Here is a 15,509-nt window from a genome sequence, read left to right as displayed (position 1 = left end):
ACGTGGCAATCTCGCAGTACCCGACCAGATCACAGGAAAGCCATCGGCGAAAACGCAGCTGCCTTCCCGAGATTGCACCCCAAGGGCACTTCCTCGCGCTTCGCGCTCAGGGCGCCACGGCCCCTTCGGGGCCTCGCAATGACAAGGCCGGAGGCTTTCCGCATTCTTCATTTTTCAGTCTTCAGGATTCATTCATTTCCGTGCCGCTCCCCTACAACACACGACTGACAGCCTTGCAAAACTTTCCACTTTCCATTTTCGATTTTCCACGCTCTCCCATTCTCTTCTTTTCGGTATTTTTATATAAATATTTCCGGATTGAATCTGCGAAAATCCGCAAAAAAATCAACAAAGTGAGAAAATACCCATAGATTTTTCCGGCCCGGTGTGGTATATTGAAGTACGCAGTCAGACTATCAAAAAAACCTGCTTAGCCGAACGTTTCGGAGGGAAGAAAAGTGGGAAAGGAAACCGTCAGGGTGCCCTTTCGCGCTTGATCACCCGCCGCAGCGGCAGAATTGCAAAAGCATGCTGCAAAAATTGAGTTTGCGATCCTGAAAGCAGCGAAAAGTCCGAAGGGATTTTTTGACAGGCCGGCGCAGAACAGAATCTTTGCGGCGGGTCTTTTTGTGCCCGCCCGATTCCGGAACTTCATGAACTGAGGTGGTACACCCTTGAAACGAGCCTTTTTCGGCGGCGTCCATCCAAAGGGCTATAAGGAGCTTTCGCGCGAGGCAGCCATCGTCCCGCTGCACCCGAGCGTCGTCTCCGTCGCCATGTCCCAGCACATCGGCGCGCCCTGCCAGCCGCTCGTCAAAGTCGGAGACCGCGTGACCGTCGGCCAGAAGATCGGCGACGGCCAGGGCCTCTGCGTCCCCGTCCACGCCTCCGTGTCCGGCACGGTCACGGCCATCGAGGCCCGGCCCCATCCGGGCGGGAACCTGCAGACGGCCATCGTCATCGAGTCCGACGGCCGCGACACGCTCTGCCCCACGGTCAAGCCGCGGGACCCCGAGGCCGTCGCCGCCATGAGCGCCGAGGACCTCATCGCCGTCATCCGCGAGGCCGGCATCACCGGCATGGGCGGCGCGGGCTTCCCCACGTCCGTCAAGCTCTCCTCCGGCCTCGGCAAGGTCGACACCGTCATCGTCAACGGCGCGGAGTGCGAGCCCTACATCACGTCCGACGACCGCCTGATGCGCGAAACGCCCGAGCGCGTCGTCGGCGGCCTGCGCGTCGTCCTGCAGATCCTGCAGCCGAAGCGCGCCGCCATCGGCATCGAGCAGAACAAGCCCGAAGCCATCGCGGCCATCTCCGCCGTGCTGGGCAGCGGCATCGAGCTGCTGCCGCTGCACGTCCGCTACCCACAGGGCGCGGAAAAGCAGCTCATCCAGACCGTCACGGGCCGCTGCGTGCCCCCCGGCGGCCTGCCCGCCCACGTCGGCTGCGCCGTGTTCAACGCCGCGACCTGCGCCGCCATCTACGACGCTGTCTATCTCGGCCTGCCGCTCGTGCGCCGCGCCGTGACCGTCACGGGCAGCGCCATCGCAAAGCCCGGCAACTTCCTGGCCCCCATCGGCACGGCCTATTCCGACCTCGTCGAGGCGGCGGGCGGCTTCGCCCTGCCCCCCTACAAGGTCCTGTGCGGCGGCCCGATGATGGGCATCGCGCAGTATACCCTGCGCACCGCTACGATCAAGGGCAACAACGCCCTGACGTGCTACAGCGACAAGGACCGCCACGAGACGCCCAACCCCCACTGCATCCGCTGCGGCAAGTGCGTCGAGGCCTGCCCCATGCACCTCATGCCGCTGTTCCTGCACCGCGCCGTGAACCGCGGCGATCTGGAGCGGCTGGACGAGCTGCACGTCATGGACTGCATCGAGTGCGGCTCGTGCGCCTACGGCTGCCCGGCGGGCATCCCGCTCGTGCAGAGCTTCCGCACCGGCAAAAAGCTCGTGCGCGACGCCGCCGCCCGTGAAAAAGCAAAGAAGGAGGCCGCCGCGAAATGAACGAAGAAGCCCTGAAGCTGACGCTCTCCTCCTCGCCGCATGCGCACAGCCCGAATTCCACCCGCCGCATCATGCTCGATGTGTGCATCGCCCTGCTGCCCGCCCTCATCGGCGCGATCGTGTTCTTCGGCGCGCGCGCCCTGACGCTCACGGCCCTGTCCGTCGCGGGCTGCGTGTTCTTCGAGTGGGCCTACCGCCGCATCATGAAGAAGGACAATACCACGGGCGACCTCTCCGCCGTGGTCACGGGCATCCTCGTCGCCTTTGTCTGCCCGGTCACGCTGCCGTTCTGGACGATCCTCATCGGCGATTTCTTCGCCATTGTCGTTGTGAAGCAGCTGTTCGGCGGTATCGGCGCAAACATCGTCAACCCTGCCCTTGCGGCCCGCGCCTTCCTGTTCAGCTGGCCGCTGTTCATGAACACCTGGGTGCGCTCCGGCGTGCATGTCCCCGCGTTCTCGAACCCCACGACGGCCTCGCTCGACGGCCTGACCGCCGCGACCCCGATGGCGAGCCTCCATGTGGGCGCCATGCCGGAGGCCAGCGTGCTCGACCTCTTCCTCGGCCGCACCGGCGGCTCGCTCGGCGAGGTCTCGGCCATGCTGCTGCTTCTGGGCGGCATCTACCTGCTCGTCCGTCGCGTCATCTCGGCCCGCATCCCGCTTGCCTACCTCGGCACGGTCGCGGTGCTGGCCTTCCTGTTCCCGCGCGGCGGCGCGGCCCGGCTGGACTGGATGCTCGTGCAGGTGCTGTCCGGCGGCCTGATGCTCGGCGCGTGGTTCATGGCCACGGACTACACGACCTCGCCCGTCACGCACGGCGGCCAGATCGTCTACGGCGTCGGCTGCGGCGTGCTGACGTTCCTGTTCCGTTACTTCGGCTCCTATGTTGAGGGCGTGTCCTACGCCATCCTCATCATGAACTGCTGCGTCGGCTTCTTTGACCGCATCGGCGTGCCGAAGCGCTTCGGCGCAGTCAGGCAGAAAAAGCAGAAGAAGGGCGGTGCCGAAGCATGACAAAACCGCAAAGCACGGCCGCCTATGTCCTGCGGCTGACGCTGACGCTCTTTCTCATCACCGTCATCGTCGCGGGCCTGCTGGCCTTTGTCAACTACCTGACGGCCGACACCATCGCCGAGCACACGGCCGAGGCCGCCCGCTCCGCCATGACGCAGGTCCTCGCCGCGGACGACTATACGGAGCTTCCCGTGTCGGACGCGCAGGCCGCCACCGGCGTGACGGCCGCGTGGAGCGCCGGGGACGCCGGGACCGTCGTCCGCCTGACGACGAACGGCTTCGGCGGGGCCATTGACCTCATGGTCGGCGTCGACAACGAAAACAAGGTCACGGGCGTGGCCATCATCTCCCATTCCGAGACGGCCTCGCTCGGCGCGAACTGCACGCGCGAGGACTTCCGCGCCCAGTTTGCCGGCAAGACCGGCGAGCTGGCCGTCAGCAAAGACGGCGGCGACATCGACGCCCTGACCGGCGCGACCGTCACATCCCGCGCCGTCACCCGCGCCGTGAACGCAGCGCTGGCCTATGCCGGGGAGGTGCAGAAATGAATTTTAAAAAACAGCTCCGCGAGGGGCTCCTGACCAATAACCCCGTCGTGGGCCAGCTGCTGGGCATGTGCTCGACCATGGCCATCACGACGACCCTGTTCAACGGCCTCGGCATGGGCCTGTCCGTCACGCTGATCCTCATCTGCTCGAACGTCGTCATCTCCATGCTGCGCAAGGTCATTCCGGATAAGATCCGCATCGCGGCCTACATCGTCGTCATCGCGGGCTTCGTCACCATCATCGACCTTCTGCTGCAGGCCTATCTCCCGGCCCTGTCCAAGAGCCTCGGCGTGTTCATCCCGCTCATCGTCGTCAACTGCATCATCCTCGGCCGCGCCGAGGCCTTCGCCTCAAAGAACGGCGTGCTGGCCTCCGCCGTCGACGGCCTGACGCAGGGCATCGGCTACACCGTGGCCCTTGTGTGCATGTGCGTCATCCGCGAGCTGCTCGGCAGCGGCACGTTCGGCAAGGGCGTCCTCTCGGCCGACGGCGTGCGCATCCTGCCGTCGCAGTACCCGGCCATGCTGATGATCCTGCCGGTCGGCGGCTTCCTGACGCTGGCCTGCCTCATCGCCTTCACGCAGTGGTTCAACCGCCATCTGGCCGAGAAGGCCGCCAAGAAGGAGGCTGAAGCAAAATGAGCGTATTCATCTCCCTGTTCACCATCGCGCTGAACGCCATTCTCGCCGAGAATTTCATCCTTGTGAAGTTCATGGGCATCTGCCCGTTCATGGGCGTGTCGAAAAAGCAGGACACCGCCCTCGGCATGGGCATCGCCGTCACGTTCGTCATGGGCATCGCCTCGGCGGCCACCTGGGCCGTCAATGAGTTCCTGCTCGTGCCGCTGAATCTCGTGTACATGCAGACCGTCGTGTTCATCCTCGTCATCGCCGCCCTCGTGCAGCTCGTCGAGATGTTCCTGCAGAAGGCCGTCCCCGCGCTGTATCAGGCGCTGGGCATCTACCTGCCCCTCATCACGACGAACTGCGCCGTCCTCGGCGTGGCCCTGCTGAACATTCAGGACGGCTATAACTTCGTCGAGTCTCTGGTCTACGGCATCACGGGCGGCATCGGCTTCACCGTGGCCATTCTGCTGTTCTCCTCCGTGCGCGAGCGCCTGGAGGACTGCGACTGCCCGAAGGCCTTCCGCGGCTTCCCGATCGCGCTGCTGGCCGCCGGTCTGCTGGCCCTGTCGTTCATGGGCTTCTCCGGCTTCAAGGTATTCGGGTAAGGAGGGCGAGTCATGAAAGAAATTCTCTATGCCGTGCTGGTGCTCGGCATCATGGGCGCCGTGTTCGGCGCGGTGCTCGCCATTGCCTCGAAGGTCTTCGCCGTGAAGACGGACGAGCGCCTGCCGAAGCTCGTCGAGGCCCTGCCCGGCGCGAACTGCGGCGGCTGCGGCTTCGCAGGCTGCCAGGCCTATGCGCAGGCCGTGCTCGAGGGCCGCGCGGAGATCGGCCTGTGCGTCGCGGGCGGTCAGGCCTCTGCCGACCGGATGGCCGCCGTCATGGGCGTCACGGCCGCAAAGACCGAGCGTGTCGTCGCCATGGTCCGCTGCCGCGGTCACCACACCGCCAAGGCCCGCTACGACGGCATCCACGACTGCCGCTCGGCCATGTTCGTCGGCGGCAACGGCCCCTCGGCCTGCCCGAGCGGCTGCCTCGGCTTCGGCTCGTGCGTCTCGGTCTGCCGCTTTGACGCCATCCACGTCGTGGACGGCGTGGCGAAGGTCGATCCCGAAAAGTGCACCGGCTGCCTGCAGTGCGCCGCCGTGTGCCCGCGCAAGGTCATCGTCCCCGTATCCTACGACGCCGATATCGTCATTGCCTGCTCGAACCACGAGCGCGGCGCCTATACCCGCCGCGAGTGCGACATGGGCTGCGTCGGCTGCCACCTGTGCGAAAAGCAGTGCGAGTTCGACGCCATCCACGTCGTCAACAACCTCGCCGTCATCGACTATTCCAAGTGCGTCTCCTGCGGCCGCTGCGCGGCCGTGTGCCCGCGGAAGCTCATCTCCGATTCGAACCTCCGGCAGGATATGGACGCCGTCCCCGCCATGCCGCGATAAAGGCGCAGCCGCCGGGGAAGGAACCGCATAGCTTGGCTCTCCCTTTGGGAGAGCTGGCGGCGCAGCCGCCTGAGAGGGAAACTCCATTCTCCCTTTCATTGCGATTGCCATTCAGAAGTGCCTGCATGAGATTGCCACGTCGGGCTTGCGCCCTCCTCGCAATGACAAATCGGAGGTGCATGCCATTTTAGCGATGGCCTGAACCTGTCGGCAGTGCCTGCAAAGCCCTCTCAGTCACCTTCGGTGACAGCTCTCCCAGAGGGAGAGCCAAGGGCGATGCCGGGGAGGGAGAGTCACGGCATCTCTCCGCAATAGGAAAAACGCCCGTCCGCAGCTTTTGGGCTGCGGACGGGCGATCTATATTCCTGTATTATTTCAGGGGCTCAAAATCCTCCGCGCCGTGCTTGCACAGCGGGCAGATATAGTCCGCCGGGAGCGTCTCGCCCTCGTAGACATAGCCGCAGATCTTGCAGACGAAGCCGGTCTTCTTCTCGGCGGCGGGCTGGGGCTTCGGCTTGATGTGCTCGAAATAGTAGGCATACGTCGCAGACGGGACAGCGGACAGGACGCAGGCCTCCGTGACCTCGGCGAGGAACAGGGTGTGCGTGCCGCAGTCGAGCATCTGGATGACCTTGCCGGAGAGGACGGCGTTCGTACCGGCCGGCTCATAGCGCAGGCCGTTGGCCGTGCGGACCGCCTCCGCGCCGTCGAACTTGTCGGCCGTGTCGCGGCCGCTGCGGAAGCCGTACTGTTGGAACTGCGCGAACGAGGCATCCTGCGAGAGGACGGACAGGTTGAACACGCCGGTCTTCAGGATCATGTCATGCGTCAGGTTCTGCTTGTTGACCGTGATGGAGATGCGCTTGGGCGTGTCCGTGACCTGCGCGGCCGTGTTGATGATGCAGGCGTTGTCGCGTTCCCCCTCGCGGGCGCTCAGGACGAACAGGCCGTAGGACAGGGCGAACATCGCCTGATTGTCCACCGTGCCGGGTTCGGAGGCGTGCACCTGCGGCTGCGGCAGCGTGGCGCACAGGGCGTCCGCCAGCGCGCCCAGCTGCGCGCTCTGGCTCTCGGCCATGGCGGAGCGGATGGTCAGCTGCTGGTCGAGGATGGTGACGTTCTTCAGCTTGCCGAGCAGGTCGCGCATGTGCTTGCCGGACGTCGGGGCCCACGAGCCGTTCTCGATGAGGGCGACGGTGCGGTTCTGCAGATTGTGCGCGACGATGTCGTGCAGCAGGTTCTCCATCGTGACGAAGATGCCCGCATTATACGTCGGCGCGGCAAAGACGAGGTGGCTCCAGCGGAAGGCGGCGGCGATGATGTCGGACGCCGGGGTGACGGAGACGTCGAACATGACGGTCTTCACGCCGCGCTCGCGCAGGCGGACGGACAGCAGCTCGGCCGCGTTCTCCGTGCCGCCGTAGACGGAGGCGTAGGCGATCATGACGCCCTGCTCCTCCGGGGTATAGGTGCTCCAGTGGACGTAGCGGTCGATGAATTCGCCGATGTTTTTGCGCCAGACGAAGCCGTGCAGGGGGCAGATGCGGTCGATCTGGACCGTGGAGGCCTTCTTGAGCAGGGCCTGCACCTGCGTGCCGTATTTGCCGACGATGTTGCAGTAATAGCGGCGGGCCTCGTCCACATAGTCGCGGAAGAAGTCGACCTCATCGGCGAACAGCGCGCCGTTGATCGCGCCGAACGTGCCGAAGGCGTCGGCCGAGAACAGCGTGCGCGTCGTCAGGTCGTAGCTGACCATGACCTCCGGCCAGTGGACCATCGGGGCGCTCAGGAACGTGAGCGTGTGGTGGCCGGTCTCGAAGGTGTCGCCCTCCTTGACGAGGTGGAAGGCATTCTGCGGGGCGACGCCGCCGCGGAACTGCTGCAGCATGGCGCGGATGCGGTCGCTGCAGACGATGACGGTCTCCGGATGGCGCAGCAGCACCTCGCTGACCGTGCCGGAGTGGTCCGGCTCCATGTGGTGGATGACAAGGTAGTCGAGCTTGCGCCCGGCCAGAACGTGGTCGACGTTCTCGAAGAATACCTTGCTGACCGACGGATCGACCGTGTCGAACAGGACGGTCTTGTCGTCGAGCAGCAGATAGGAATTGTAGGAAACCCCGTTCGGAACGGCGTAAACGCCCTCGAACATGGCAAGTCTGCGGTCATTCCCGCCGACCCACCAGAGATCCTCCAGAACCTTGCGGACACAGTACATAAGTTTTTCCTCCGTATTTGATAGATTGTTTATTTTCATGGCATAGCGTGTGCGAGTGGGAAATGGAAAGTTACACGATACCTCCGGCCGCCGTTAAAATGGTAAACGCCGAAGTATGGGGTGTAGCGGCGGTCACTGCGCAGCCGTTGGCGGCTTTGCCGCCTTACGGATGCGGCGTGCCCCTTGCGGGTAGTGACCGCCTTGTACAGGGACATTCAACCGTAGGAGAGCGCTGGTGCACCACAGCACCACCCTGATGTGTCATTGCGAGGAGCGAAGCGACGTGGCAATCTCGGGAAGGCACTGCCGACTCGTACAGGGCGGCGATAAAACGTGAAAACCGATTGCGGGTTGTGAGCGCCATGCAGGCCTCCAATTGTTTGCGGCATTGATTTTATGGCGTGAGGCTGTCAGCTTTGTCATTGCGAGGAGGCCAACGGCCGACGTGGCAATCTCGCAGTACCATGTCGGAGAACAAGTAGGCCTCGGCGAAAACGTGACCGGTTGCAGGAGATTCCCACGTCGCGTCGCTCCTCGGACTGACAAGTCGGGAGCGTGTGCGAGTTTGGCGGCGGTTTGTACAGATTGCAAGTGCGTCGCCGGGAGCGGCATGCCGCTCCCCTACAAGGGCAGGTGCGGTCGGCGGGGTGCCACCAAACCTACAACCTGCAAGGCGCTCACAACCCGCAAGGGGCACGCCGCATCCGTAAGGCGGCAAAGCCGCCAACGGCTGCGCAGTGAGCGCCGCTACAGACGCAATCGGCGCGTGCCGTTTTGACGGCGGTCTGTACGGGCTGCAAGTGCCTTCCCGAGATTGCCACGGGCACGAAGCGCCCTCGGAATGACAAGTCGGGAGCGTTTGCTATTTTAACGGCAGCCTGCTAATTGCGCAAGCGCTGCGCCCCTGCGATCCGTAACCGGTTCTGCGCCGTTCACTCCCGCTTTCTCCTGCATTATACCACATGGCATGAAAATCCTCAACCGGCCTTGTGCAAAAAAACGCCCCGTCCGAAAAGGGACGGGGCGGCAGGAGGTTCTTACAGCTCCTCGCTGCGGTAGAGCACGGCGGAGGAGATCAGGCCGAGGAACAGCGGGTGCGGGTGGTTCGGCCGGGAGTTGAACTCCGGATGGGCCTGCGTGGCGAGGAAATACGGATGATCCGGCAGCTCGAGCATCTCGACGATGCGGCCGTCCGGCGACATGCCGCACAGGCGCATACCGGCGTCCGTCAGCGCGGTGCGGTAGTCGTTGTTGACCTCGTAGCGGTGGCGGTGGCGCTCGTGGATGAGCGGCTCGCCATAGAGCTCAAAGGCGCGGGAATCCGGGTCCAAACGGCAGGGGTACGAGCCGAGGCGGAGCGTGCCGCCGATGTCCAGAACGCCCTTCTGGTCAGCCATCAGATGGATGACGGGATCGGGCGTGTCGGGCATGAGCTCGATGCTGTGCGCCTCGGGCAGGCCGACGACGTGGCGTGCGAATTCGACAATGGCAAGCTGCATGCCGAGGCACAGGCCGAGGAAGGGGATGCGGTGCTCACGGGCATAGCGGATGGATTCGATCATGCCGTCGATGCCGCGGCTGCCGAAGCCGCCGGGGACGATGATGCCGGACATATCGCCCAGAATTTCGCCGACATTCTCCGGCGTGATGGTCTCGGAGTCGATCCAGTGGATCTCCACATGGGCGTCGTTTGCCACACCGGCGTGGCGCAGCGCCTCTGCGACGCTGAGGTAGGCGTCGTGCAGCTTCGTATACTTGCCGACGAGGGCGATGTCGACGCGGCGCTTCGGGTGCATCCAGCGGTCGCACATCTGCCGCCACTGCGTCAGATCCGGCTCACGCTGCGGCAGGCCCAGGTCGCTCAGCACGACCTCAGCCAGATGCTCGTCCTCCATCATCAGGGGGACCTGATAGAGAATGCTGGCGTCGAGGTTCTGCAGCACATGGTCCGGGCGGACATTGCAGAACAGGGCGAGCTTGTCGCGGATGTCCTGCGTCAGGGGGTAGTCGGAGCGGCACACGAGCACGTCCGGCCGCAGGCCGATGCTCTGCAGCTCGCGGACGCAGCCCTGCGTCGGCTTCGTCTTCATCTCGCCGGAGGCCTTGAGATACGGGATGAGGGTGACGAGCAGGATGATGGCATTCTCCTTGCCGACCTCATTCTGGAACTGGCGGATGGCCTCCAGGAAGGCCTGGCTCTCCATGTCGCCGACCGTGCCGCCGACCTCGATGATGGCGATCTTGTCCTCGCCGCGATAGAAGCGGCGCTTGATCTCGTTGGTGATGTGCGGGATGACCTGCACCGTGCCCCCGCCGAAGTCGCCGCGGCGCTCGCGCTCGAGCACCGTGCGATACACGCGGCCGGACGTCACGTTCGAAACGCGCGTCAGGCGCTCGTCGATGAAGCGCTCATAGTGGCCGAGATCCAGGTCGGTCTCCGCGCCGTCGTCCGTGACGAACACCTCGCCGTGCTGGATCGGGTTCATCGTGCCGGGGTCGACGTTGATATAGGGGTCGAACTTCTGCATCGTCACGGCATAGCCGCGCGCCTTGAGCAGCCTGCCGAGCGAAGCGGCCGTGATCCCCTTGCCGAGGCCGGAGACAACGCCGCCGAGAACAAATACATATTTTACCGCCATGCCAAATTTCCTCTCTGTTCCGGGGAGGGTCCTCCCCCTTGTCTGGTATTTCAATAGCTTAACCTGCAAATGCAGGATGTACACATGTTATTTCACATTGTAGGGGCGAGGCATGCCTCGCCCGGCGCAGCACCTGCGCAAGAAACAGGCTGCCGTTAAAACGGTACCGGCCCCCCAATTGTCATTGCGAGGAGCGAAGCGACGTGGCAATCTCGGGAAGGCACTTGCAGCTCGTACAGGGCCGGCGATAAAACGTGAAAACCGATTGCGTCTGTAGCGGCGCTTAGTAAGCGCCTTTGGCAGTCACAGGTTGTTGAGCGGCATCGCCGAACATGCAAGGGTTTCGAATTGTCATTGCGAGGAGGCCAACGGCCGACGTGGCAATCTCGCAGTACCCGGCCGGATAACAGGGCACTCCCGGCGAAAACGTAACTGCCTGCACGAGATTCCCACGTCGCTTCGCTCCTCGGAATGACACGTCAGGGGAGTGCCGCGGTGTACCAGTGCCCTTGCGCGGTTGAATGGTCCTTCACAAGGCGCTCGCTCCCCGTAAAGGGGACGCCGCATCCGTAAGGCGGCAAAGCCGCCAACGGCTGCGCAGTGAGCGCCGCTACAGACGCAATCGGTGCGTACCATTTTGACGGTAGCCTTTACGAGTCGCCAACATTGCGCCGGGCCGTCCCCGTCCCTAATTATTCATTCTTCAGTATTCATTCTTCATTTCGCGCGCGGAGCGCGCGCTTTCTCACCCTCCGCAATAGGGACAGGCGGTATAGCCCCGCGCGATGGCGAGGTTGATGCTGTAGGCCCAGTAGCTCTGCTTTTTGAAGTAGGAGCAGCTGTAATTGTGATAATAATCCGTGCCGTCGTTCTCCACAAAGGCGACGTGCGCGTCAAAAAACGCAGATTTCTGCTGCAGGGCCGCGTTGCTGTCCTGCAGGGTGCTCACGCGGCTGTTCAGCTTGCTGAGCTGGGCGTTCAGCGCGTCGACCTGCTCGGCATAGCCGGCGTTCTCGTCGACAAGGCGGAGATTCTCCTCCTGCAGCTCGCGCAGGGACTGCTCGTTCTGCGCGCCCTGCATCTGATAGGTGTTGACCTGCTGCTCGAGCCGGTCGATGTCGCGGGCCTGACTGGCCAGCTCCTCCTGCGCGGCGGCAAGATCGTCCTGCGCCTCGGAAAGCTCCGTGGCCGTCTGGGCGGCGGACGCGGCCTGCCGGTCCAGCTCCTCGGCCTGCACGCGAAGGCGGTTGCGGTCGCGCTGGTAGTGCGTCAGGTAGTAGTAAACGCCGAACGCGCAGCACCCGGCCAGCACCGCGCACACGAGGGCGAGCGAGACGATCGCCCGCACCATGCGGTGGTAGCGGCGGGAGCGCGGCTTTTTCTTTTCGGGCTGCTCGACCGGCTTGCGCGCGGGCCGCGGCTGGTCCGTCCGCTTCGGCAGAGCGATGTGCAGGCTCGTGTAGGGGGAGTCGGGCAGCGGCTCGCGCACGACCCCGGCGCATTCGTCGCAGAAGGTCTTCCCCTCGGCAATGCGCCGCCCGCAGCGGATACAGTTCATAGCTCCATCCCCCTTTTCGACATATCCTCTCTATTTTACACCAAAATCCCCCGACTGTAAATAGGGAATATGGCGGCCGGGGGCGCACGCTCCGCGTGCTAAATGAAGAATGAATACTGAAAACTGAAGAATGAATCATTCGCTGGCCTCCGGCCGTGCGCTGTAGAGGGAGCGGACAGCCGGGCCTGGCTGCGTACTGCCGATTCGGACCGGCTGCCCCTCCCCTGCAACGCGTTAACCCTGCTTCTCCCCGCGCTCGACGGACCTTACGCGCGGCAGAATCTGAAAGCGCGGCTTCATGACCTCGTGGCCGCAGCCGGTGCAGCGCAGGCGCAGGTCCGCGCCGGTGCGCAGGACGAGCCAGCGCGCCACGCCGCATGGGTGCGGCTTTTTCATCACGAGAATATCACCGACCTGAATTTCCATCGCTGCCTCCTTTGATTGCGTCCCAATAGTGCCGGGCGGCCTGCTCGACCTTGTTGTCGCCGTAGTGATAGTAGACCGTGCCCTTTAACAGGTCCGGCAGGTACTGCTGCGGGACCCAGTGGTTCGGGAAATTGTGCGGGTAGAGATAGCCCTGCTCGCGCTCCTGCCCGGCGCTGTCGGCGTGGACGTTCTGCAGCTCGCGCGGGATGACGCCCGTTTTGCCGTGCCGGACGTCCGCCAGCGCGGCGTCGATGGCGAGCACGCCGGAATTGGACTTCGGGGCCGTCGCCAGCAGGAGGACGGCGTCGGCCAGCGGCAGGCGCGCCTCCGGCATGCCGAGCTGCAGGGCGCTGTCGACGCAGGCCTTGACGATGGATATGGCCTGCGGGTAGGCAAGGCCGATGTCCTCTGCGGCGGAGCACAGCAGGCGGCGGCAGCAGGCGGGCAGGTCGCCGACCTCGAGAAAGCGCGCCAGATAGTGGATGGCGGCGTCGGGGTCCGAGCCGCGGATGGACTTCATCAGGGCCGAGAGGCAGTCATAGTGATTGTCTCCCTCGCGGTCGTAGCGCATGGCCGAGCGCTGCGTGACGGCCTTCGCGTCCTCGAGGCGGATATGCAGGCTCGTGTCGCCGGTCTTGGCGACGAGGAACAGGGCCTCGACGGCGTTGAGCGCCTTGCGGATATCGCCGCCGCAGGAGCTTGCGATATGCTCGAGCGCACCCGGCTCCGCCGTGACGGCGAGCTGCTCCTTTTTTGCCAGATAGTCCACGGCGCGGCGGACGGCCTTCTCAGCGGCCGCGGGCGAGATGGGCTTGAACTCGAAGACCGTGCAGCGGCTGAGGATGGCGTTGAAAATATAGAAATACGGATTTTCGGTCGTGGAGGCGATGAGCGTGATCTTGCCGTTTTCGATGTGCTCGAGCAGGGACTGCTGCTGCTTTTTGTTGAACGACTGGATCTCGTCGAGGTAGAGCAGGACGCCGTTCGGGGCCATGAAGGTGTCGAGCTGGGAGACGATCTCCCGGATGTCGGCCGTGGAGGCCGTCGTGGCGTTGAGCTTATAGAGGGTGCGCTGCGTGGCGGCAGCGATGATGTTGGCGACGGTCGTCTTACCCGTGCCGCTCGGGCCGTAGAAGATCAGGTTCGGCACGCGGCCGGACTCGATCATCCGGCGGAGCATCCTACCCTCGCCGAGAATTTCCTCCTGCCCGTAAACGTCGTCGAGCGTCGTCGGCCGCAGCTCGTCTGCCAGCGGCTGGTACATGCGATCACCTCAAATTCCCGAAAGCTTGTTCCTGATATTATACCGCATTTTGAGGAGAATGTCCAGAACGGAGCGGGCAATGCTGCAGGGCGGCGGACAGCCGGGCCCCTGCAGTGCGCGACGGACTGGCTTTTCCCCGCAAACTATGCTATAATTGCTGCAAACGAAACGGAGGGATCGGCATGGAGGAAAAGGTCGCGGCGATCATTGCGGCGCTGCGGGAGCGGTATCCGGACGCGCTTTGCGCGCTGCACTATGGGAAGGACTACGAGCTGATGATCTCGGTGCGCCTTTCGGCGCAGTGCACGGACGCGCGCGTCAATCAGGTCACGCCCGCGCTTTTCGCGCGCTTCCCGACGCTCGAGGCCTTCGCGGAGGCTGACGTTGCTGAGGTGGAGGCGTATGTGCGTTCGTGCGGCTTCTTCCGCCACAAGGCGCAGGACATCGTGGCGGCCTGCCGGATGCTCCGCGACGAGTACGGCGGGCGCGTGCCGGACACGATGGAGCAGCTCCTGCGACTGCCCGGCGTCGGGCGGAAGACGGCCAACCTGCTGCTGGGCGACCTCTACGGCAAGCCGGCCGTCGTGTGCGACACGCACTGCATCCGCATCGCAAACCGCCTCGGGCTGGCCCGCGGCAAGGAGCCGGAGAAGGTCGAGCGGCAGCTGCGCGCCATCCTCCCGCCGGAAGAAAGCTCGGATTTCTGCCACCGGATCGTCCTGTTCGGCCGCGAGGTGTGTACGGCGCGCAGTCCGCACTGCGACCGGTGCGAGCTGCGGCCGTATTGCAGAGAGTTCAGCGGGGAGTGAGGAATCCGAAATCGGGAGATAGCCCCCGACTTGTCATTGCGAGGGCGCTCCGCGCCCGTGGCAATCTCGGGAAGGCCGTCACGTTGATCGCACACGCCATTGTAGGGGAGCGGACAGCCGGGCCCGGCGGCGCACTTACAGTCCGTACAAGCCACCGTCAAAATGGCAAACGCTTCCGATTTGTCATTGCGAGGAGGCCAACGGCCGACGTGGCGCCCTGAGCGCGAAGCGCGAGGAAGTGCCCTTGGGGTGCAATCTCGGGAAGGCAGTCACGATTTCGCCGATAGTCTTCCTGGGATCCGGCTCAGTTCTGCGAGATTGCCACGTCGCTTCGCTCCTCGCAATGACACGTCAGGGGAGTGCTGTGGTGCACCAGCGCTCTCCTGCGGTTGAATTACTTCCTACCGGGCGCTCGCTGAGCGCCGCTACAGTCAAATTTGGTAGTGATCGCGTTCGGCGGCACTCTGTGTATATCGGCAGTGCCTTCCCGAGATTGCCACGGGCGCGAAGCCCCCTCGCAATGACAAATCTGAGAACCTTGCACCGCTGAATTTATGCCATGATCATTGCCGGTCTGCATGGCGCTCGCTGAGCGCCGCTACAGTCAAATTTGGTAGCGATCGCGTTCGGCGGCACTCTGTGTATATCGGCAGTGCCTTCCCGAGATTGCCACGTCGGCTGCGCCTCCTCGCAATGACAAGTCGGGGGTGCGTGACATTTTCATGATGGCCTGTTCCGAACGGCAGTGCCGCGCCGGGAGGGGCATGCCCCTTCCCTGCATTTCTAGGGAACCTCTGATTAAAATGCAAGAGCGGTCAGCGAGGGATTTTGTTCCAAATTGAGGTTTGGAAATTGCAGGAATACTTTGTGTATTTCAAGATTTTCAAACCGATAAGTTGGGGCGAAAGCCCCGCTGAGCGCCGCAGCCGATTTATTCAGAGGTTCCCTAGCGAC

12 protein-coding genes are annotated in these 15,509 nt (G+C 63.8%); 7 read left to right on the top strand and 5 right to left on the bottom strand.

Going from position 1 to position 15,509, the window contains the following annotated elements; translation table 11 throughout:
• Window positions 1-674 precede the first annotated feature (674 nt).
• From rsxC to ACMKFF_RS01505, 6 genes are read left to right on the top strand one after another with little or no spacing between them, the layout of a single operon-like run.
• Window positions 675-2,012, top strand: a complete 1,338-nt coding sequence (gene rsxC, locus ACMKFF_RS01530) for an electron transport complex subunit RsxC (protein WP_419495819.1) — start codon at window positions 675-677, stop codon at window positions 2,010-2,012.
• Window positions 2,009-3,028: an RnfABCDGE type electron transport complex subunit D gene (locus tag ACMKFF_RS01525; RefSeq protein ID WP_418464446.1), complete on the top strand. Its 1,020-nt coding sequence runs from the start codon at window positions 2,009-2,011 to the stop codon at window positions 3,026-3,028. Before rsxC ends, ACMKFF_RS01525 begins: the two co-directional genes overlap by 4 nt.
• A complete protein-coding gene (locus ACMKFF_RS01520) occupies window positions 3,025-3,576 on the top strand; it encodes an RnfABCDGE type electron transport complex subunit G (protein WP_349136167.1) in 552 nt (183 codons plus the stop codon). Before ACMKFF_RS01525 ends, ACMKFF_RS01520 begins: the two co-directional genes overlap by 4 nt.
• Window positions 3,573-4,217, top strand: a complete 645-nt coding sequence (locus tag ACMKFF_RS01515; RefSeq protein ID WP_349136169.1) for an electron transport complex subunit E — start codon at window positions 3,573-3,575, stop codon at window positions 4,215-4,217. Before ACMKFF_RS01520 ends, ACMKFF_RS01515 begins: the two co-directional genes overlap by 4 nt.
• On the top strand, window positions 4,214-4,807 hold the full coding sequence (gene rsxA, locus ACMKFF_RS01510) for an electron transport complex subunit RsxA (protein ID WP_349136170.1): 594 nt from the start codon (window positions 4,214-4,216) through the stop codon (window positions 4,805-4,807). Before ACMKFF_RS01515 ends, rsxA begins: the two co-directional genes overlap by 4 nt.
• A 12-nt stretch (window positions 4,808-4,819) precedes the next feature.
• Window positions 4,820-5,644: an RnfABCDGE type electron transport complex subunit B gene (locus ACMKFF_RS01505; RefSeq protein ID WP_418468733.1), complete on the top strand. Its 825-nt coding sequence runs from the start codon at window positions 4,820-4,822 to the stop codon at window positions 5,642-5,644.
• 370 nt (window positions 5,645-6,014) lie between these two features.
• Here the strand turns inward: ACMKFF_RS01505 and ACMKFF_RS01500 are convergent, their stop codons facing one another.
• The 5 genes from ACMKFF_RS01500 to ACMKFF_RS01480 all read right to left on the bottom strand — a co-directional run bounded on the left by ACMKFF_RS01500 (window position 6,015) and on the right by ACMKFF_RS01480 (window position 13,746).
• Window positions 6,015-7,859: a flavin reductase gene (locus ACMKFF_RS01500; RefSeq protein WP_419495818.1), complete on the bottom strand. Its 1,845-nt coding sequence runs from the start codon at window positions 7,857-7,859 to the stop codon at window positions 6,015-6,017.
• 1,037 nt (window positions 7,860-8,896) lie between these two features.
• Window positions 8,897-10,498 carry a CTP synthase gene (locus ACMKFF_RS01495; protein ID WP_367926530.1) on the bottom strand — a complete coding sequence of 534 codons (1,602 nt, stop codon included), beginning with the start codon at window positions 10,496-10,498 and terminating at the stop codon, window positions 8,897-8,899.
• 745 nt (window positions 10,499-11,243) lie between these two features.
• Complete coding sequence (locus tag ACMKFF_RS01490; protein WP_419495817.1) at window positions 11,244-12,056, bottom strand: hypothetical protein; 813 nt, start codon at window positions 12,054-12,056, stop codon at window positions 11,244-11,246.
• Between the two features lie 234 nt (window positions 12,057-12,290).
• The gene (locus ACMKFF_RS01485; protein WP_419495816.1) at window positions 12,291-12,482 is read right to left on the bottom strand and encodes a DUF951 domain-containing protein; all 192 of its coding nucleotides are present in this window, start codon (window positions 12,480-12,482) and stop codon (window positions 12,291-12,293) included.
• Window positions 12,463-13,746, bottom strand: coding sequence for a replication-associated recombination protein A (locus ACMKFF_RS01480; protein ID WP_419495815.1), 1,284 nt, complete (start codon window positions 13,744-13,746; stop codon window positions 12,463-12,465). Before ACMKFF_RS01480 ends, ACMKFF_RS01485 begins: the two co-directional genes overlap by 20 nt.
• A gap of 182 nt (window positions 13,747-13,928) precedes the next feature.
• Between ACMKFF_RS01480 and nth the strand changes: the two genes are divergently transcribed.
• On the top strand, window positions 13,929-14,555 hold the full coding sequence (gene nth, locus ACMKFF_RS01475; protein ID WP_419495814.1) for an endonuclease III: 627 nt from the start codon (window positions 13,929-13,931) through the stop codon (window positions 14,553-14,555).
• Window positions 14,556-15,509 lie beyond the last annotated feature (954 nt).

The sequence above is a fragment of the Faecousia sp. genome, assembly GCF_048519415.1.
Taxonomy (GTDB): domain Bacteria; phylum Bacillota; class Clostridia; order Oscillospirales; family Oscillospiraceae; genus JAZOXB01.
The sequence above is the reverse complement of the archived record's forward strand: the minus strand, read 5'-3'. Positions and strand labels throughout refer to the sequence as shown.

What these genes read in the sequence shown, in the direction of transcription:
- ACMKFF_RS01525 (WP_418464446.1), top strand. Translation starts at nt 2,009, where the DNA reads ATGAACGAAGAAGCCCTGAAGCTGACGCTCTCCTCCTCGCCGCATGCG.
- ACMKFF_RS01520 (WP_349136167.1), top strand. Translation starts at nt 3,025, where the DNA reads ATGACAAAACCGCAAAGCACGGCCGCCTATGTCCTGCGGCTGACGCTG.
- ACMKFF_RS01515 (WP_349136169.1), top strand. Translation starts at nt 3,573, where the DNA reads ATGAATTTTAAAAAACAGCTCCGCGAGGGGCTCCTGACCAATAACCCC.
- rsxA (WP_349136170.1), top strand. Translation starts at nt 4,214, where the DNA reads ATGAGCGTATTCATCTCCCTGTTCACCATCGCGCTGAACGCCATTCTC.
- ACMKFF_RS01505 (WP_418468733.1), top strand. Translation starts at nt 4,820, where the DNA reads ATGAAAGAAATTCTCTATGCCGTGCTGGTGCTCGGCATCATGGGCGCC.
- ACMKFF_RS01500 (WP_419495818.1), bottom strand. Translation starts at nt 7,859, where the DNA reads ATGTACTGTGTCCGCAAGGTTCTGGAGGATCTCTGGTGGGTCGGCGGG.
- ACMKFF_RS01495 (WP_367926530.1), bottom strand. Translation starts at nt 10,498, where the DNA reads ATGGCGGTAAAATATGTATTTGTTCTCGGCGGCGTTGTCTCCGGCCTC.
- ACMKFF_RS01490 (WP_419495817.1), bottom strand. Translation starts at nt 12,056, where the DNA reads ATGAACTGTATCCGCTGCGGGCGGCGCATTGCCGAGGGGAAGACCTTC.
- ACMKFF_RS01485 (WP_419495816.1), bottom strand. Translation starts at nt 12,482, where the DNA reads ATGGAAATTCAGGTCGGTGATATTCTCGTGATGAAAAAGCCGCACCCA.
- ACMKFF_RS01480 (WP_419495815.1), bottom strand. Translation starts at nt 13,746, where the DNA reads ATGTACCAGCCGCTGGCAGACGAGCTGCGGCCGACGACGCTCGACGAC.
- nth (WP_419495814.1), top strand. Translation starts at nt 13,929, where the DNA reads ATGGAGGAAAAGGTCGCGGCGATCATTGCGGCGCTGCGGGAGCGGTAT.